Raw genomic sequence first — 18866 nt, forward strand, 5'->3', positions numbered from 1 at the left:
ATGGAAATTTTACATATTCTTAAAATATTAAAGCGCTCTAAAGCCATCGCATTATTAATCATTTTACAAATTGCGATCACTTTAGCCATCGTGAGTAACTCAGTATTTATTACTGCTAACGTTCTAGATAACTGGTTAATTGAAGCTAATTTAGATGAACACGAAATCATCAATATTTGGACCACTGTATATGATGAAAACTTGGATAAACGTCAATTGTTAGAGGATGACCTAAAACGATTAACAAATATAGACGGCGTAAATTTAGCGACACCAACAATAGAAAACGTACTTGAAAGAAGAAGATACTACAATCAAGTTTATAACTCTGTTGATGAAAATGCGGCGGCACATGAACTTGGGTTATTTGACACCAACTTAGATGGTCCAGCAGTCTTAGGCATAGAAATGATTTCAGGCAGAACGCTTGAGCCTCTAGATTTAATACAAGGCCATTATCTCGACGTACAACAAACGGCACCCAACGTACTTGTTAGTGAAGATATGGCTGAAAGCTTATTTCCTGACGGCAATGCTTTAGGCAGTACTTTTTATATAACCAGTGAAAGAGTGCCAGCAAAAATAGTCGGTATTTATAAAAATATCATGTTAGGAGAAATGGCTGTTTATGGGCAAGTTGAATACCACAGCGTTATTCGACCACAAGTGAAATATGGTCAAAATGCCCTATTCAATTATATGGTGCGTATAAATCCAAATATGGGTGAGGAAATTTTACAAAAGATTGAGGATGTTTTATATGAGCAACCAGGCAGATATGTGCAAGGGGTTGAATTTGCAGCGCGTGCTAAAAAACGCTTGTGGGATGGCCGTAGTAGCTTTGCCTTTACTATGTTGGGGATCAGTTTCATTGGCTTATGCATTACAGCCATGGGCATTGTTGGTTTGGTAACTTTTTCTGTATCATTACGAAAAAAAGAAATTGGTACTAAACGCGCTTTAGGTGCAACTAAAAGCCAAGTAATTAGATATTTCTTAATTGAAAATAGTATTTTAGCCTTTATGGGCATGGCCTTAGGCATTATTTTATCACTCTACCTAAACCTACTTTTAATTGACCGATTTAATATTAGTGGTTTAATACAGTTTGATTATTGCGTTTATATTGCCTGTTTTATTTGGTCAATATGTTTAATGGCTGTTTATTTTCCTGCAAGAAAAGCCGCGAATATCGCACCTGCAATTATCACACGTGGTTTAGCGTAACAAAATAAGAGGAGGTTATGATCTCCCTTTTCAAAGGATTAACATGAACCCAAAAGTCTTAGTGATAGACGACAACTCAGATGTAATAAAAGCACTTAGAGTGCTTTTTATTTTAAACGATATTGAATGTATAGGCGCCGAATCCCCCGCTCAAGGGCTAAAGTGTTTAGCAGATCAAAAAGTTGACTTAGTTATTCAAGATATGAACTTTAGCCAAGACACCACATCAGGTGATGAAGGCAAAGTTTTATTCGGACAAATACGCGAAGCATTTACTGATTTACCTGTTATTTTATTAACCGGTTGGGCAGATCTCGAAACAGCAGTGCAATTAGTAAAAGAAGGCGCAGCAGATTATTTGTCTAAACCTTGGAATGACGATAAAATTTTAGCCTCAGTACGAAATCTTATAGAGCTATCTCAGCTACAACAACAAGACTCTCGCCGTCGTACTCGTGTGCAAACCCGCTTACAAAAGCTACAACTGAAATATGACTTATGTAATATGGCTTTTGCTGCTGAATCTATGTTGAGTTTATTGGAAATGGCAACGCAAGTCGCAGCTGCCCCCATTCCAGTATTAATAACAGGCCCTAACGGTGCAGGTAAAGAAAAAATAGCAGAAGTCATTCAAGCGAATAGTGATTTAAAAAACAAACCTTTCATAAAAGTAAACGTAGGTGCCCTGCCCGCAGATTTATTAGAAGCTGAATTATTTGGTGCAGAACAAGGTGCATTTACGGGTGCAGGCAAACAACGCATTGGCCGTTTTGAAGCAGCTGATGGCGGTACTTTATTTTTAGATGAAATAGGTAACTTATCTATTGAGGGTCAAAAAAAGCTATTACGCGTTTTACAAACTGGTGAATTTGAACGTTTAGGCAATTCAAAAACCCAAAAAGTTACCGTTAGAGTGATCAGTGCAACCAACGAAAACCTCTCATCAGCTATTGAAAAAGGTCATTTTAGAGAAGATTTATATTACAGACTCAATGTGATTGAACTTGATTTACCCCCGCTAAACCAACGTAAAGAAGATATTAACGCGCTGATATCATTATTTATGGATGAAGGTAAGACCTTATCAAAAAGCGCTGAATCGTTAATACAAAACTATGATTGGCCAGGCAATGTAAGAGAGTTACAAAATGCCATTGCACGAGCATGTTTATTATGTGGCGATAATGAAATTCAGCCCGAGCATTTAGGTATAAAGCTGACTAAAAATACGCGAAATGAAGCTGTCGAATATACAAAATCAGATATTGAGAAAGCACTAGAGCAAGCAAAAGGAGTGGTATCACAAGCAGCAAAAGGGTTAGGGCTTAGTCGTCAAGCTTTTTATCGCAGAATGGAGAAGTTTTCAATCGAGTTAAATAAACGATGATTAAAAAAATGACGCTTTCAGCGCGATTACTGAGTTTATTTTTTATTGCGTTATTAATACAAGCTTGCATTTATGTAAGCTTTTCCTACTTAGGCTTCCCCTTAATATTAGCGGTATTTATGGGGTTGATAACTAGTTTTAGTTTAGTGTTTATAGGCATTCAAAGCTTATTAAAACCTAGTCGAAATTTGATAAGTGCCTTAACTTCTGGTGTATTAAGCTTTCAAGATAATGATTTTAGTGTGCAGATTCATAATGAGTTTAAAGGCGAGTTAGGACAATTAGTTAATGCCTATAACGCCTTAGCAAAAACCATGAAAAAAGAACGTATGAGCCTGTTTCAGCGAGAATTACTGCTCGATACTATAATGCAAAGCACACCTGTTTCTATCGTTTTAACCAATGAAAATGAACAGGTTGTTTATTCAAATTTAGTGGCGCAAAAGCTATTTAATGTAAAAGGAAAGTTAGAAGGGCTAACCTTTACAAACATTGTGAACCATCTTGATGATGAACTTAAAAGCAGTTGTTTAAACAAACAGTCAGGATTAATTACCTTAAATAAAGATGATAAAAAGCAGACCTATTATTTGTCTTGTCAACATTTTCAAATGAATATGCGTCAACATACTTTATATTTATTTAAAGATTTAACCACTGAGATTTCACGACAAGAAATTAATCTTTGGAAGAATGCAATTAGATTAATTTCCCACGAACTCAATAATTCATTAGCGCCTATTGCATCACTGACTTCATCAGCACTTAAAATACTCGATAAACCAGCCCACTTTGACATGCTGCCTGATATTTTAACAACGATTAACCGTCGCGCTGATAATTTAAAAGTATTTTTAGAGCAATACGCACAGTTTGCCCGTTTACCAGAGCCAACTAAAACAAGACAAAATTTGAATATACTGCTCACTTCAGTGCAGCGTATTTATGACTTTAATTTATTAGGCGAATTGCCCAAAGTAGATGGTTATTTTGATGCAACTCAGATTGAACAAGTACTTATCAATTTATTAAAAAATGCGCATGAATCAGGTTGTGAGTTAAGCGAAATTGCACTTAAAGTCGTATTTGAAAATAACCGTTTAGTCTTTGCGTTAGTTGATAGAGGCAAGGGCATGCAAGCCTCACAGCTACAACAAGCACTTTTGCCATTTTTTAGTACTAAAGAAAAAGGCACCGGTTTAGGTTTGAGTTTGTGTAATGAAGTAATATCTGCCCACGATGGTCAATTAAAATTAGCCAATCGTGAGCAAGGTGGATTATTAGTTAAGTTTGACGTGCCTGCTTGGGATAAAAACAAACAGGATTAATAATAGTATCTTGGTTTGTCTCCTTTAATTATGAGGCCTCAGTTGCAGTACTTTTAAAATTATCAATAGTCACTTTAATTGCAACCAACAATAATGTGATTAAGCCAGCTACACCAATAATTAAAAATAATTGATGATAGCCAAACTGTAATACCAAAGGCTCAGTAATAAATGCACTAACAAATTGACCTAAGAAGAAACAAGTTGTGATCCCGCCAATCACTTTTCCTCTTACTTGTAATGGTGTAAAAGAAAATAACCAAATGAATAAATTAGGCCTAATCATGCCTAAACCTATCCCAATGGTTAAAGATCCAGATAAAATTAAAGCTAAATCAAATGATTGACTTAATACAACTAACCCTATACTAATTAATAACCAGCCTATAAAATGAATCTTAAATATAGAGAGTTTTAAACTTATCTTTGCGTATAAAAGAGAAAACACCGACATAGCTAATAGTAAAAGTGCTAAAACCCATCCTGCTTCTAATGACGAACCTAAGTTTAATTTTTGTAACATAAAGGGTAAATTCATTGTCACACAATAAAGTACAATAACTTCAAGTGCCGCAAAGGTATAACATAGAAATAAGCTGTTTTTTGCGATTGCAACAGGTATATTTTCGCCGGCTTTATCAAGCATATTTACTTGTTTATTTGGCTCATATAAAAACGACATAACCCCTGGTAAAATTAGTAAAGCAAATAAGTAAATTAAAAAAACATAAGTCCAACTTTGCTCTGCTAATATGCCTGCAATAGACAAAAATATAACGCCACCAAATCCACCGAAAGCAGCTTGTAGACCCATATATTGCCCTAGTTTAGGACCTTTAAAGTATTCACCAGCTAATACTGTACAGGCCACCATAATAGCAGCGACAGCAGTACCTAATGTTAATCGACTTACCAAAATAGCCATTATAGAGTCTGAATAAAAATACCCTATGACACCACTTATCGCATAAAAAACCAGTGCTATAATTAACACTGATTTTTTATATGTGCGATCAAGAAGACGTCCAAAGAAAGGTGCACAAATAGCAATTGTTAACCCAGGTAGAGATAAAGCAAACTTTACCAAAAATTCAGCATATGGCAGCTCTGTAAAAGCTTGTTGCATACCAGGTAACGCAGGCGCTAAAGTCGCACCAGCCATAATAGTCATAGTGCTGGCTAATAATAAAAATAGTGTCCTCAATCGAGGAAAATCAAATTGAACTTTACTCACTTAGGTCCACCTATTCTTGCGCGTGCTGACTGTGCTGCTTTTTGATAATCCTCAAATAATACAGCTTCATCAAACTGGGTACTTTGACCATTTTCAACTAACATTTCACCAGCAACCATGACACTATCAACATCATGGCTAGACCCTGTTACTAAGTAAGTTCTTAAAGGGTGATTACCAAGCTTGTATCTGTAATCATCAATATTGATCAATACAATATCAGCTTGCTTTCCAACTTCTATTGATCCTATTTTTTCATGCCATCCCAGTGCTTTTGCACCATATAATGTGCCTGTTTTTAAAGCTAAATTAGGAGGACAAGCAGTATTACAATTTTGTGCTTCGTTATGACCTAAATGCGCACCACGCATGGCTTCACACATACCACCAATAAACGAAATATCACCATCTGTGCTACTAGATACCCAAGCACCTTCTTTTAAAAATCGCCCTAGCTGTTTGGTTTCACTCACAGTCGCTTCACCTAACATGCCATAATGCGCTGGTGAATGGCATATATTAACGCCCGTTGCTAATAATCGTTGAAATTCACTTTCTGATGCATAAGCGGTATGAACAGCTAGTAATCTGTCAGTCAGTAATCCTAAATCATCAAATCTTTGAATAGGTGACTTACCAAATACTGCTTCAACTGCACTTCGCTCATTTTTTAAAGGTGCTAAATGGGTTGCATAGGGAACCTGATATTTATTTGATATTTCAGCCAATGACAATAGTTGCTCATCAGAACTACCAAAAGCGCCCATTACAGATGGCATGCCACCAACTAAACCAGACTCATGATCATGCCACTTTTCTAATAAATCGACCCAATCATCAGTTTGTGTTTGCGTATTGGCAATCACTTTAAATTGATTGCTATCTTTTGGTAGCATAATGTCTGAACCCCAACGGCTCACACGTAATCGCATACCCAAATCAATCGCAGCATTGGCCATTGAATCTGCTTTATTAGCAGAACCAAGATCCCCTAATGCAGTGGTGCCAGAACGTAACTGTGTCCACATGCTCCACCTTGCAATTGCTCGGCCTTCTTCTAAAGTCAGTTTTTCACCCACTGTAGAAATAAAACCAAACATAGCGCCTAAAGCAGCAATATCACCACCATTTGAATAAGCTGTTGGTTGTAAGTTAGCGTCGTCTGCAGTTTCATGGTTTGGTGCAACAAAACTTTCATGCCAATGTGGGTTTACCAAACCAGGGACAACTAATTTACCCTTCGCATTTATTAAGATATCGTATTGAGGAAGCGGCTGTCCCTCTTTTCCAATCTCTACAATTAAATCATCTTTAACTAAGATCCAGCTGTGCTCAATTATGGTGTTTGCAATATCTGCACAATAAAGAAAACCACCTTTAATCAAAGTTGTTTTAGACTTATTTGCTTTAGTTGAAAATGATTGCTGAGCAGTAAATTCATTGCTTTGGCTATCAATACCACCAGCTTGGATATTTTTCTGACTAGTATTAGTTAATGATGAGCCTATGCTCATCATTAAATTGTCTAACCAACTTGGTGTTAAACAAGAACAACTCATAATTAAACAGCACCTTGTTCTTTATTAAATAAACCAGCTTGTTTCATTGCATTTAATGAATCTCGAACTGCTTGTATTGTTTTATTTATATCTTCTTGTGTATGTGCACCAGATATAAAGTTAACTTCACGCCTAAGTAATACACCTCTTTTTGCCATTTCAGCTAAAAACGGTTCTGCTAATTTCACATGTTCAAGTGGATTTTTTGCAAATAAAAACATTGGAATTGGGTCATAACCAACAACTTCTAAAGGTGTTTCTAAGTTTTTAGCTATCGCATTTACCTCTGATTTTAATACAGAACCTAAGCGTGCTATGTGTGAGATGTAATCCGTCTTTTGATACTCTTTTAATACCGCATCACACACTTCTAGCGACAGCATTTCGCCACCAAAAGTAGTTGAAACTTGTAAAGCTTCCATTTGCGACATAAATTTATCAGAACCTACAACTGCAGAAAGCGGCATACCAGCTGCGATGCCTTTTGATAAAGTAACTAAGTCAGCTTTAACACCAAAATATTCTTGTGCTCCGCCTAATGCCAAGCGAAATCCAGTCACAACTTCATCTAAAATTAACAAGACTCCTGTGTCATCACATGCTTTGCGTACTTGCTGTAAAAAATCAGCTGTTAACGTACGGTTATATGGAACGGATAATAGAACAGCAGCTAAATTTTCTTGTTTATCTTGTATTAACTCTAATATTTTAGGTTCATCCATAGGTGTAAATAATGGCATTCTGTGCGTTAGAGATTCAATTCTCGCTGGCACTCCTGGAGTGTCAAACATGTATTGATCATGCCAACCATTATAGCCAATCGTCACTATCTCTTCTTTTTTAGTTAAATATCTTGCTAACCTTATGGCTGCTGAGTTGGCATCAGCACCCGTTTTAAAAAAGCGTGCTTTTTCGGCTCCAGGGATCATTTCAACTAAGGTTCTGGCTGTTTTTATTTCAACAGGTGTTGGTAAAGAATGGATCAAACCTTTCTTTAAATTATTTTCAATTGCACCAACAACAACAGGATGATTATGACCCAAAGTATTTGCAGCTAATCCACAAATAAAGTCTATGTATTCATTGCCATCTACATCGGTTACTCGGCTACCTTGTCCTGACTCAACATATACAGGGAATTGACCTGCAGCAAATTGCTCAGGCTTTTTCATCATAGTTTGTGTAAATCCGGCTACATACTTTTTGCCTTGCTCTTCAAGTAAGAGTGATTTTTCTATGTGTAATGATTCAGGGTTATTGTTATTCATGTGATCTCCAAAAAAATGCGAATAAGTTTGTGAAATGGGGCTAATGACCTAAAGTCGCACCGCCATCAATAAGTAAGTTTTCCATGGTGATATGGCGTGCTTGATCTGATAATAAAAACAGCACAACTTTTGCAATATCATCGGGTGTTGCGATTCTTTGTAAGGGAATACCCAATTTATAATCAGCGCCATTGCCTAAAATTGTGTTTTTAAGACCATGCTCATCTTGCCAAAGCTGGCGTTGCATTGGCGTATCGGTTGAACCTGGGGCAACTAAGTTACAGCGAATACCATCCGCAGCTAGCTCTAGCGCTAAGCCTTTAATTAATGCAGTTAAAGCCGCTTTTGATGCGCAATAGCTGCCCATATTTAATCTAGCCGTATTTGCAGCGTTAGAGCCAACAGCAACAATTGCACCGTTACCTCTTTTTTTCATCTGTTTAGCAACGGCTTGACATAAAATAAAAGGGCCATGACAATTGACATCAAATGTATCTAACCAGTCTTGCTCTGTATGCTCTAACAAAGCACTCATACGTAAAATTCCTGCAACGCTGGCTAAATAATCAATCGGGCCTAATTGCAATTCAATGGCATCAATTAAAGATTTAATACTCTGGCGCTGACTAATATCTAAATGAAAACGAAACATGCCATCGCCATCAGGTTGATTTTTATCGCCTATAACAGCATCAAAGGCGATATCTAAACCGATGACTTGTGCGCCATGAAAAAGTAATTGAGTTGCAACGGCTAAACCTATCCCTTGGCTTGCACCAGTTACAATGACGCGTTTGCCTTTAAAATCTTGATATGCCATTTTGCTAATACACCTGATCCATTATGGTGTGCCTTTCTTCATGATACATTTCTTCGTCTTGACCTCTTCGCCAATATGGCACTGCGTAAAGGTTCTTTTTAGTCAGTTGATAATCAGCTCTTAACTTATCTCTACATAAAATCACTGCTGAATTTTCTCCAGCAACAAAGCCTGATATCGACTTCACATCGTTTTCCGGCGCAACTTCTCCAATCGCTTTAATTAATGCGTTTGTTTTAGCCCCTGGGGTACGTAAAACCCAGTGAATTTTAATCCCCAATGGATGCGTAATAAGGTGCTTATCTATTAGATCATCTAGTTCAATAAATACATGACCTTTAGCATCTTGTGGTAAAGTTTCTAAAATAGCGCTGATTGCGGGAACTGCAGTTAAATCCCCTGCTAATATGTGCCAGTCAGCGGTTGCTAATAAAGGATCTGGCCCCCCTGGACCTGCTACACCAATACAATCACCTTTTTTAGCATTGATTGCCCAGCCTGATGCCGGACTCGATTTACCATGGGCAACAAAGTCCACATCAAGCTCATTTACATCAGCTCTATATTTTCTAACACTATATGCCCGTGTAATGGGCCGATTTTTTGGCCAAATAACGCCTGTTTCACTTAAAGTGGGCAACTCAGGTTTACTTTGTCCTTTATGGGGAATGAATAACTTAATATGTGAGCCATTTTTATTGTTCGGAAACCCTTTTAATGCCTCACCTGTTAAGGTAATTCTTAATAAGTTTTCACTAATATATTTTTTATCTACAAGCTGTAAAAGCCTTGGCGGTACTCGCCTTGGAGTGTCACTCATATTATGAATCCTCATTAATTATGTTTGATTGATTGATCTCTTGGTTAGAGGATGTTTGCTGTAAAAATCCAGGTAAGATAGCGCTCAAATCTAGCTTAGGCAGTGCTATTAATTTATTTTCTATGGCGTACTCTAAATATTTAAAGAAGATTTCTTTATCTATTTTTGGCAATCTAAGCTGTAGTTTGGATGACGTATTTAAAAATTTCTCATTGATATAAGATGCAATATGAACTTCATTATTTACCGTGCTATCTGTCTTATTTTGCTCAAAAAAGCTTAATATTGTTAAGTCTTGATCTGAACCATGAGATTTAATGTGTTCACACCATGAAGGTAAATCAACTAGCTTAAAATCAAACGATAATGTTTTTAACCATGTAAAAATTTCCGCTATTTTAACTTGATCTTTTGGCGTTAAATTAAACACCCCTTCACCAGGTAAATTAATACCGTGCGCTATGATAAATTCAGAGATAAGATCTACTGGCGTCCATGGTTCTTGCACATCAATCTTTGGCAATACTTGATTATTCAGCCCCGCTCTAATAATGCTCCATACAAGATCTTTACTATTAATATACCCATTAGATAAATCACCTGTCACACGCCCTAAACGGTAAACATTAACTAGATAACCGTTATTTTGAGCAATTTCTACTAAAGCTTCTGAAACCCACTTTGATTGCTGGTAACCATCTTTAAGCCCGTTATGGGAAGCGATAAATTTTTCATCTAATGCATCATTATCAGCTACTGCAATTGTTGATACATGATTAAAAGGGATCCCTTTTATACTTGCCAACCTAAGCAAATGGGCTGTTGGCAATACATTTGATGCTCTTAAGCTATGGTAATCGCGCATCACACTTGTTTGAGCTGCATTATGGAAAATACAGTGGACGCGATTTGCTAAAGCAGTAAATTCATTATCAGATAAACCTAATAATGGATGTGATAAGTCTAAACACAGAACTTTAATTCTACTTTTATCGAGACCTGTTAATTTTTGCGCTTTAAAAGCTTTTTCTAATCTTTGAAGGCCTAAAACTTCATCATCAGCTCTTACTGGACAAATGATTTCATTAACTTGCGAATCCAGCAGCTGTTTCAATAATTGCGCACCTACAAAACCAGTTGCACCGGTTAATAAAACAGAGCTGATCACGCCTGAATTTAAATTTTTATTTGGTAATAGAGTTTGTGAAAATTGGGCGATATCTTTATCCATTTGGTTAAAGATTTTCGTTTTGAGTGCCATCTCTTGTTGCTCTTTCCCTGCTAAAGCATTTGCTAAGGCACCTAAAGTTGGATTAGAAAAAATCAAAGAGACAGGTATTTCTCGATTAAATAAAGTACACAGTCGATTCGCAACTTGAATACTTTGTAGTGACTGTCCTCCAATTAAAAAGAAATCATCATCTGCAGATAATTCAGAAATGCCGAGCACTTCTCGCCATATGTTAGCCACCAAAGACTCAGTTTCTGTTAGCTCGTATGCGTTATTAACACAATTTTGTTTCTGCTGTGCGATTTTAGACAATGCTTTACGATCGACTTTACCTGCTGAGTTCTTTGCAAAAGAATCATAAATCATCACTATGCTCGGTAGCATAGGGCTTGGCAGTTTGTGCTCTAGCGCTTGGCGTAAAGCCACCTCATTCCAATTTTGGTTATCTGATACTAAGTGCGCCGTGATATAAGGTGTTTTTGCTGTATTTGAAATTGTAACCACCGCATCATCAATACTATCTAGGGAGAGAATTGCTTGTTCTATTTCTCCAAGTTCAATGCGATAACCGCTTATTTTTATTTGAGAATCAATTCGCCCTATAAACTCAATATTATTACAATCATGGATACAGGCAAGATCACCGGTCCTGTATGCTTTAAATTTTTTATCAGTATTATTAATTGATATTTCAATAAAGCTGTTACGGGTTTGTTCTGGTAAATTTAAATAACCTTTGCTTAATCCCGCACCTAGTAATAACAGTTCACCCGCTTCTCCTTTAGGTAAAATATTCAATTGTTCATCAACAATCACAACTTGTCGGCCCAATATTGGTTTACCAATAAACTTAGGAGAAATATTTTGTGCTAAATCAGCATATGTTGCGACGACTGTGGCCTCACTAGGGCCATAGGTATTAAACAATTTTACTTGTGTGCCAAAACGCTTTCGCCATAATGCCACTTTTGTTTCTTGAACTGCCTCGCCACCTATGATGATAGTTTTAATACATTCAGGGATCTTGAGCGATAAAGATTCTGTCGCTAAAGCGAGTTCATGCCAATACGCAGTTGGTAAATCTAAAATTGTGATCTGCCAATTTTTACATTGTTCAAAAAATTCACTAGCAGAATTTAGCATCTCATCATTTCTAAGAACTAACTGCGCACCAACAGACAAAGTAATAAATACTTCTTCAATGCATGCATCAAAATGATAAGGCGCAAATTGCAATACGACATCACTATGATCAAATTGATAATCAAGCTCTCCAGCTAAAGTAAAATCATTCAAAGCTGCATAATCAATAATCACCCCTTTAGGTTTACCCGTAGAACCTGATGTGTAAATTAAATAAGCATCTGCATCTAGGTGAGCATCTTCATTTAACCAAAAATGAGATATATCCGTGCCTTTATCCATTATTTCAAGTGCAGGTGTTTCAATCACAAAATAAGAAATTAATAAAGCTTTAAACTCTGCTGAAATAATTGGATGAAGAATAATTAAATTTGGAGAAGCATCAGATAATATAGATAAGTTGCGTTCTACAGGTGCTTGAGGGTCTAAAAATACAAACCTATGTCCGAGTAATAATGTAGCCATCATCATAGTGATTGCCTGCTCACTTCTAGGAATGACGAGAGCAATTGTTTGATTTTTATCTAAACCTAAATTCCAAATATTAGCGGCAACAGTGCTGATTTTATCGATTAACTCACAGTAACTAATTTTTGTATCTTGAATACGAAGTGCGGTTGCAGCAGGGGATAATTTAGCTTGTCTGTATATACGTGTTAATACAGAATTATGTGCAAAACTATTGGTAGGCAATGATGGTGCACTAAAAACAGATAAACGATTGTAATCAACAAATAACGGCTTAGTTAATATACTTTCAATATTATTTATAGCTGATAAAAGATCTGATTTAATATCACATATTAATTCTTGGGAATACGCATTTGAATTAGCATAAAGATCAAATTGTAAACTGCCATCCAACTGCTTGATAAAAGTAAAGGCTAAGTCCTCAACAGGACCTGCACTTAAGGTATGATTTTTTAAGATACAATTATCTAATACCATATTTCGTTCAAATGGAATGATATTTACAACCGCGCCAAATAATCTATTCGCAGTTGTATTTCTTGCTAATTCATTTTTTAAATCTTCGTAACGCGCTCTAAAATGGCGTCTGCTTCGTTGTATTTGCTTGCTTATTTGAACTAGCAAACTTTCAAATATCTTAGCGTCAGAAAAATCAATAATCACAGGAACAATGTTCATCTGCATACAAGGTACATTGGCAGATTTAGATCCCATTCTTGATGATACAGGCATACCTAATACTGTTTGTTTAACACCTGTGTATCGATGGATCATACTGGCAACCAGTGCGATCAACAGATCAGTCCAAGTCACTTGATAAGATTTCGCGATAGCTTCAAGTGAATCAACTACTTCAATAGAAATTTGGCTACTTACCTTTAGCGCTGTCCCACTAATCTCTACCGGCTTAGTATTGATTGAACGTACTTGCTTTACTTGTTCAAAAGCAGATCGCCAATAATTTAAGTCTTTTTCAAAATACTTAGAATTTCTATATTCTTCATCTTCTAGTTTAACTAGGCTGTAGTCAGAAAAAGGCGCTTTGACAGGCGCTTCTTTTGCAAGTTGCGCTTGATAGTTAGCCAATACAGCATCAACTAACAATACAAAACTATAACCATCACACGCTATATGGTGAATAGATAGATTCCAAAGATAATGATTATCTGCAACTTTGATTAAAGTATGACGATAGTTCTGGCCAAGTTTTATATTTAATATTTTCTTTAAATCAGATTTAAAAAAAGCAACCGCTTGTTCATAACCATTTCCTTGATCTGAAAAGTCCTTTATTACTAAGCTGTTATTTTTAAATTTATCTGGCGATATTATAGATTGTGTTGGCGTATCATCATCTAATTGAAATGCCATATTTAATGCTGCTGTATTTTGTAATACTTGCGTTGCAGCTAATTCAAATACCTTAGTGTCAAACTCACCATTAAACTCAATATATTCTGCAGTGTTATACATAGGACTATCTGGTTTTATTGCTTGACCAAGCCAGATCCCTTGCTCAGCTGCACTAAGTGAAGCGAGTTTCATACTAGCTCACCTTCAACAGTATTTTGCTCAGAAATCGTTTGCCACCAATCTTTTAAAGTCACTGTTTTTATCAGTTCTTTAAAAGCGACATTTGCACCTTGCTTTAACCACTTTTCATGTAATGCCATGGCGCGAATGGAGTCTAGTCCTAAAAACGTCAAGTTTTCATCAAGTTCAACTTCTTCTAATGGCACTAATAAAATCTCGGCAATATCCTGTTGCATAGACTCAAGTGTTAAATTATTAGTAGGCACTTTTTCATGCTGATGAGATTGAATTTCATCAATAGCCAAAGTTAACGGCTTAACATTACCGCAGCGGCTAGCGATATATTTCATAGCAAATTCATGGTCATCTTTAGTGAAATCAGCCATCGCATCTGCAATTAAAAACGGCTTCACATCCATCATAAAAGCATCAAGCGCAGTAGCTAAAATACCGATATGACCATAGATCCCACAAATAATTAATTGATCTTTATTATTTTCACGCATGTAGTCTAAAAGTGGCGTGCGTTTAAAAGCGCTATAGCGCCATTTAGTGTATTGAATATCATCATTTTGCGGTGCAAGCTCAGCTATCACATTAGTAAATTGATCATCTAAACCTGTTCCCCAAAAATCTGTTAATAAAGCACGATCTTTCGGGTCTTGATTTGCAGGTTGCGCTGTATAAACAACTGGGATCCCTTGTGCTTTTGCACTTGATTTTAACTGTTGAATGTTTTCGATCACATCACAGATAGGTGATTTATCTGCTTGATAAAAATTAACAAAATACTCCTGCATATCATGAACAAGTAAAACAGCCCTTTTTGGATCTATATCCCAATCAGTTTTATTCTCTGGAAAATCAGTATGAGTAGGCAATTCATAATTTGGGATTTTAGGTATAGACATTTTTTATCCTTTTACAACTAAGGGCGAGTTAGAAAATTGTTCTGATAATTTTGTTAGTTTTTGTGCAATCATTAAGCGAAGGGCTTTTTTATCAACTTTGCCAAATTTGGTCTTTGGGAAATTTTTTAAGAATTCAAAACGATCTGGATATTTAAATTCAGCAAGTTGCTTATTTCTTAAAAATTTATTTACCTGAATCGCTTTTAAGGGGGTTTCGATATTATTTTTAGTGATAATAAAAGCACAGATTCGTTCACCTAAATATTCATCAGGCATAGCTACAACGGATGCATCTAAAATATCTTTATGTTCTAGAAGGTAGTTTTCGAGCTCTTCAGCTGCGATTTTTTCACCCCCTTTATTGATTTGATCTTTAGAGCGTCCCTCTACTATTAAATAACCTTCATCAGTTTGTTTTGCTAAATCACCAGTACGATAAAACCCTTCTTCTGTAAAAGACTTTAGGTTATGGATCGGCGCTTTATAATATCCTCGGATCGTATACGGACCTCGAGTTAATAAATGACCTGTCGTACCTTTAGGGGCTAAATTGTCCTCATCATCAAGGATTTTAACTTCATCAAATACCGAAATTGGACGACCTTGTGTATTTGAAATAGTCTCTAAATCATCATTTAAACGCGTGTAATTTACTAATCCTTCAGCCATACCAAAGACTTGTTGCAGTGTACAACCTAATATAGGTGATACCCTTTTAGCTGCTTCACAACTCAATTTAGCACCGCCGACTTGTAAGACTTCTAGGCTAGATATATCAGATTTAATAACTTGGTTTTCAAAAGTATTCATCCAAGTGATTGCTAACGGAGGCACTAGCGCAGTTATTGTGATCTTATGCTGCTCAATTAAAGAAAATGCATTATCAGGAGCACCTGAGTTACTCAAAACTAACGTACCACCTGCAGCAAAAACACCTAAAGCACCGGGTGAACTCATGGGGAAATTATGACATACAGGCAAAACAGCTAAATACACAGTATCTTTTGATATGTTGCAGATTTGATTGCTGGCTAAAACACTATAAACATAATCATAGTGTGTTCTAGGGATCAGTTTTGGTACACCTGTTGTACCACCAGATAATTGAAATAAAGCAATATCTGAAGCAGATATGTGAGTTTTATTTAATTGCGAGTTCGCTGTATCAATATTGAGGTATTCTGCAATGCTGATAAAGTTATCGTCAAGTTCAACAAGTAACCCAAAGTCAATTAACTTGTCCTCTAATAACGATGTTAAAATTGAATTACCAAAAGAATTACTTGATTGTTTTGCGCCTATGTAAGCCTTTGCTTTTGTAAACTCACAAAAATAAGATACCTCGTTAAGTCTATGGCTTGGCAGGGCCATGATTGGATGAGCACCAATTTTAAATAAAGCAAAAAGTAATTCAAATAAGGCACAACTGTTTGGTAGATGAACCACCACTTTATCACCTTGATTAATATTTTTTTTACGCAACTTCAAAGCAAGATAATTTGATTTTTCTTCAAGCTCTTTATACGTCCAACTAATATGATCATCAATTACAGCCGTTTTATTATCGCAAAGATGTGGCTGCAATAGGGTATCTAAAGTTTGCTCTGTCCATATCCCCTCTGATTTATAACGAGAGACAAACGATTCTGGCCAAGGGGTATATTCAAGGTTTCCTGATCTTAAGTTATTCAATGTCTTGGCCCTTAATATCAAGGCCCAAAGCATTTAGCATGGTATTAAATTTTGCGCCTGTTTCAGCCAGCTCTTTTTTAGGGATCGAACCTTCTACTATGCCAGCTCCTGCATATAAGGTCGCTTTATGATTGTCAATTTCTGCACATCGAATAGTAACAACCCACTCACCATCACCAGTTGAATCGCTCCACCCCACCATACCAGTGAATAAATTACGATCGTAACTTTCTAGTTTATCAATCGCTTTTAGGGCTGATTCTGTTGGGTAGCCACCAATAGCTGGTGTAGGATGCATGGCTAAAGCAACTTCTAATGAGCTAGTATCTGATGACTTTAATTCCCCCTCTATTGTGGTAGATAAATGCCACATAGTTTGTGTACCAATAATGCTAGGTTGTTTTGGTACAGTTAAGGTTTTACATAAAGGCTTAAGTGCTTGAACAATCGACTTAATAACTAACTCATGCTCATAACGATCTTTTTTAGAGTTCATTAGTTGTTCTGTAATACGTTTGTCATCAGCTAAGGAATCTTGTTTCGCTTCAGAACCTGCTAACGGGTTAGCGATGATTTTATTACCCACTTTTTTAATTAATAATTCAGGACTGGCACCGACTAATGTTTTTTCATTATTTTTATCTTGATATTGATTTGCTGGTACAGCGAAAGTATAGCCTGATGGATTAACCGTCTTTAAACGCTTTAAAACACGGGATACATCTATAGGTTCATTACTATTTATTTCTAATGTGCGAGATAAAACAACTTTATCTAATTCATTTTGAGAGAAACGATATAAAGCATTATCAACAGATTCCATAAACTCGTGACTGCTTGGCACTGCTTTAATGTCATACTTAAATTCAGTTTTATCGCCTAATGGTGAACGCTTTTCATTCTTAAAAATTGTTTCACAATCAAATTGTGTACTTAACCGTAAACTAGAATTTTTGGAAGTATCAAAAGGAATAGCGCCAATGACAATTGCTTTTTTATGGCCTAATTCAGAAGCAAACCTGAGTGATTCAAATACTTGCTGATTTAACGTCTTAATACCGACATCCAACAAATTTGCAAAAGGTGCTGAAGCTAAAATTTGATCATTAGGAGATGAAAAATATGCAGTATTAATTTTTTCATACCTATCTAATAAAGTTAATTTACTTGATGAATTATCAACATTATTTAATAAACATTCAGCCATGATGTGTTTCCTAAAAATCTAGTGAATGAAAGCAATCCAATTAAAAAAGGAGTACATATTTGGAGGCCGAAACATTAAATGATAATTATTTTTATTACAATAGATGTTAATGATTCTTATTTATGGATCTATATTGGGAAAATATTGTGAAGCAAAAAAAGAATTTAAAATACAGCAACTTAGTTTTTTAAATAAATAGATAAAAAAATAATAAATATTTTTTGTATAAAATAAAATAAGCTCAAATAAACAACAAAACAACACTAAATCATTAGGTTACAATTAAATAAACATTTAATAAAATAGTGTTTATTTCATTATAAATGGGAAATTTAAATTAAGGATAAAAATAAAACATTCTATATTTACTCTTTTTTCAACGCATTTTCAAAGTTTTAAATTAGATAAAAAACTACATATGATAATAAATATCATTTGCATTAATTTTTATTTATTCGTAGAGTAAATAAAACTTAATTGGTAAGTGCTTCCTATGAACTTTGAAAATCAACTCACTATCGTTATCGGTGCGTCATCAAGAATAGGTAAAAAAGTTGCAAAGACCTTATTGCAACAAGGTACCAAAGTCATCTTATTAGATAATGACAAACAACAACTTGTTTCATTGTATATGCAGCTAAAAACTGATTTCGAAAATAAAGTTTTTTTCTTCGAGTTTGATATAGATGATAAGTGGCAAGTTTTCCAATTTCTGGATATGGTAGAACAAGATTTTGGTTCAATAAATAATTTAGTTAATTGCTCAGATGCCTTAGCGCTAAGGTCAATTAAAAATATAACGGATAGCAACAAGCAATCTCATTTTTACAAATGTACTTTGCAAGCGATTGCTAAAAAAATGGCAAAACAAAAATCTAGTAGCATTGTCACGCTAGAAACACAGCTAAAAAATCCACTTAAGCAGTCATTAGCTAATTTATCTCAAGAATTAAATGCATTTGGAGTACGGTTTAATATTTTAAATTCATCAGTATTTAATGCTCAAATTCCTGTAAAAAAAATGATTGAGTTTGA

The 18866-nt window shown here is 35.5% G+C and carries 13 protein-coding genes; 4 read left to right on the forward strand and 9 right to left on the reverse strand.

Features of this window, described 5'->3' with window-relative positions; genetic code table 11:
• Genes KO527_RS19070 through KO527_RS19080 form a run of 3 tightly spaced genes read left to right on the forward strand, consistent with a single transcriptional unit; the run spans nt 1 to nt 3942 of the window.
• A complete protein-coding gene (locus tag KO527_RS19070) occupies nt 1-1227 on the forward strand; it encodes an ABC transporter permease (protein ID WP_216041847.1) in 1227 nt (408 codons plus the stop codon).
• 43 nt (nt 1228-1270) lie between these two features.
• The gene (locus tag KO527_RS19075; RefSeq protein ID WP_216041848.1) at nt 1271-2614 is read left to right on the forward strand and encodes a sigma-54 dependent transcriptional regulator; all 1344 of its coding nucleotides are present in this window, start codon (nt 1271-1273) and stop codon (nt 2612-2614) included.
• Between the two features lie 8 nt (nt 2615-2622).
• Entirely contained in the window at nt 2623-3942 is a 1320-nt protein-coding gene (locus tag KO527_RS19080) for an ATP-binding protein (protein ID WP_216041849.1), read from the forward strand.
• Between the two features lie 28 nt (nt 3943-3970).
• On the opposite strand, the gene KO527_RS19085 is transcribed toward KO527_RS19080, so the two are convergent.
• The 9 genes from KO527_RS19085 to KO527_RS19125 are packed head-to-tail and all read right to left on the reverse strand — an operon-like array spanning nt 3971 to nt 17831.
• Nucleotides 3971-5176 carry an MFS transporter gene (locus KO527_RS19085; protein WP_216041850.1) on the reverse strand — a complete coding sequence of 402 codons (1206 nt, stop codon included), beginning with the start codon at nt 5174-5176 and terminating at the stop codon, nt 3971-3973.
• Nucleotides 5173-6735 carry an amidohydrolase family protein gene (locus KO527_RS19090; RefSeq protein WP_252733876.1) on the reverse strand — a complete coding sequence of 521 codons (1563 nt, stop codon included), beginning with the start codon at nt 6733-6735 and terminating at the stop codon, nt 5173-5175. Before KO527_RS19090 ends, KO527_RS19085 begins: the two co-directional genes overlap by 4 nt.
• 2 nt (nt 6736-6737) lie before the next feature.
• Nucleotides 6738-8003 (reverse strand): aminotransferase class III-fold pyridoxal phosphate-dependent enzyme, encoded by a 1266-nt coding sequence (locus KO527_RS19095; protein WP_216041851.1) that lies wholly within the window; start codon nt 8001-8003, stop codon nt 6738-6740.
• Nucleotides 8004-8043: 40 nt separating this feature from the next.
• Nucleotides 8044-8823, reverse strand: coding sequence for a 2,3-dihydro-2,3-dihydroxybenzoate dehydrogenase (gene dhbA / locus KO527_RS19100; protein WP_216041852.1), 780 nt, complete (start codon nt 8821-8823; stop codon nt 8044-8046).
• A gap of 4 nt (nt 8824-8827) precedes the next feature.
• The gene (locus KO527_RS19105) at nt 8828-9643 is read right to left on the reverse strand and encodes a siderophore-interacting protein (protein WP_216041853.1); all 816 of its coding nucleotides are present in this window, start codon (nt 9641-9643) and stop codon (nt 8828-8830) included.
• A gap of 1 nt (nt 9644) precedes the next feature.
• Nucleotides 9645-14033, reverse strand: coding sequence for a non-ribosomal peptide synthetase (locus tag KO527_RS19110; protein WP_216041854.1), 4389 nt, complete (start codon nt 14031-14033; stop codon nt 9645-9647).
• Entirely contained in the window at nt 14030-14932 is a 903-nt protein-coding gene (locus KO527_RS19115) for an isochorismatase family protein (protein WP_216041855.1), read from the reverse strand. Before KO527_RS19115 ends, KO527_RS19110 begins: the two co-directional genes overlap by 4 nt.
• A gap of 3 nt (nt 14933-14935) precedes the next feature.
• The gene (locus KO527_RS19120) at nt 14936-16624 is read right to left on the reverse strand and encodes an AMP-binding protein (RefSeq protein ID WP_252733877.1); all 1689 of its coding nucleotides are present in this window, start codon (nt 16622-16624) and stop codon (nt 14936-14938) included.
• A complete protein-coding gene (locus KO527_RS19125; RefSeq protein WP_216041857.1) occupies nt 16617-17831 on the reverse strand; it encodes an isochorismate synthase in 1215 nt (404 codons plus the stop codon). The genes KO527_RS19120 and KO527_RS19125 overlap by 8 nt, the downstream gene beginning before the upstream one ends.
• A 493-nt stretch (nt 17832-18324) precedes the next feature.
• On the opposite strand from KO527_RS19125, the gene KO527_RS19130 reads away from it, so the two are divergent.
• The coding region (locus KO527_RS19130; RefSeq protein WP_216041858.1) for an SDR family NAD(P)-dependent oxidoreductase at nt 18325-18866 on the forward strand (542 nt) is incomplete at its 3' end.

Origin of the sequence: Pseudoalteromonas sp. C2R02, assembly GCF_018860845.1 — a bacterium.
GTDB lineage: Bacteria > Pseudomonadota > Gammaproteobacteria > Enterobacterales > Alteromonadaceae > Pseudoalteromonas.

Coding starts and splice junctions, on each gene's coding strand:
- KO527_RS19105 (WP_216041853.1), bottom strand. CDS start 9,643: ATGAGTGACACTCCAAGGCGAGTACCGCCAAGGCTTTTACAGCTTGTA.
- KO527_RS19090 (WP_252733876.1), bottom strand. CDS start 6,735: ATGAGTTGTTCTTGTTTAACACCAAGTTGGTTAGACAATTTAATGATG.
- KO527_RS19080 (WP_216041849.1), top strand. CDS start 2,623: ATGACGCTTTCAGCGCGATTACTGAGTTTATTTTTTATTGCGTTATTA.
- KO527_RS19125 (WP_216041857.1), bottom strand. CDS start 17,831: ATGGCTGAATGTTTATTAAATAATGTTGATAATTCATCAAGTAAATTA.
- dhbA (WP_216041852.1), bottom strand. CDS start 8,823: ATGGCATATCAAGATTTTAAAGGCAAACGCGTCATTGTAACTGGTGCA.
- KO527_RS19115 (WP_216041855.1), bottom strand. CDS start 14,932: ATGTCTATACCTAAAATCCCAAATTATGAATTGCCTACTCATACTGAT.
- KO527_RS19095 (WP_216041851.1), bottom strand. CDS start 8,003: ATGAATAACAATAACCCTGAATCATTACACATAGAAAAATCACTCTTA.
- KO527_RS19110 (WP_216041854.1), bottom strand. CDS start 14,033: ATGAAACTCGCTTCACTTAGTGCAGCTGAGCAAGGGATCTGGCTTGGT.
- KO527_RS19075 (WP_216041848.1), top strand. CDS start 1,271: ATGAACCCAAAAGTCTTAGTGATAGACGACAACTCAGATGTAATAAAA.
- KO527_RS19070 (WP_216041847.1), top strand. CDS start 1: ATGGAAATTTTACATATTCTTAAAATATTAAAGCGCTCTAAAGCCATC.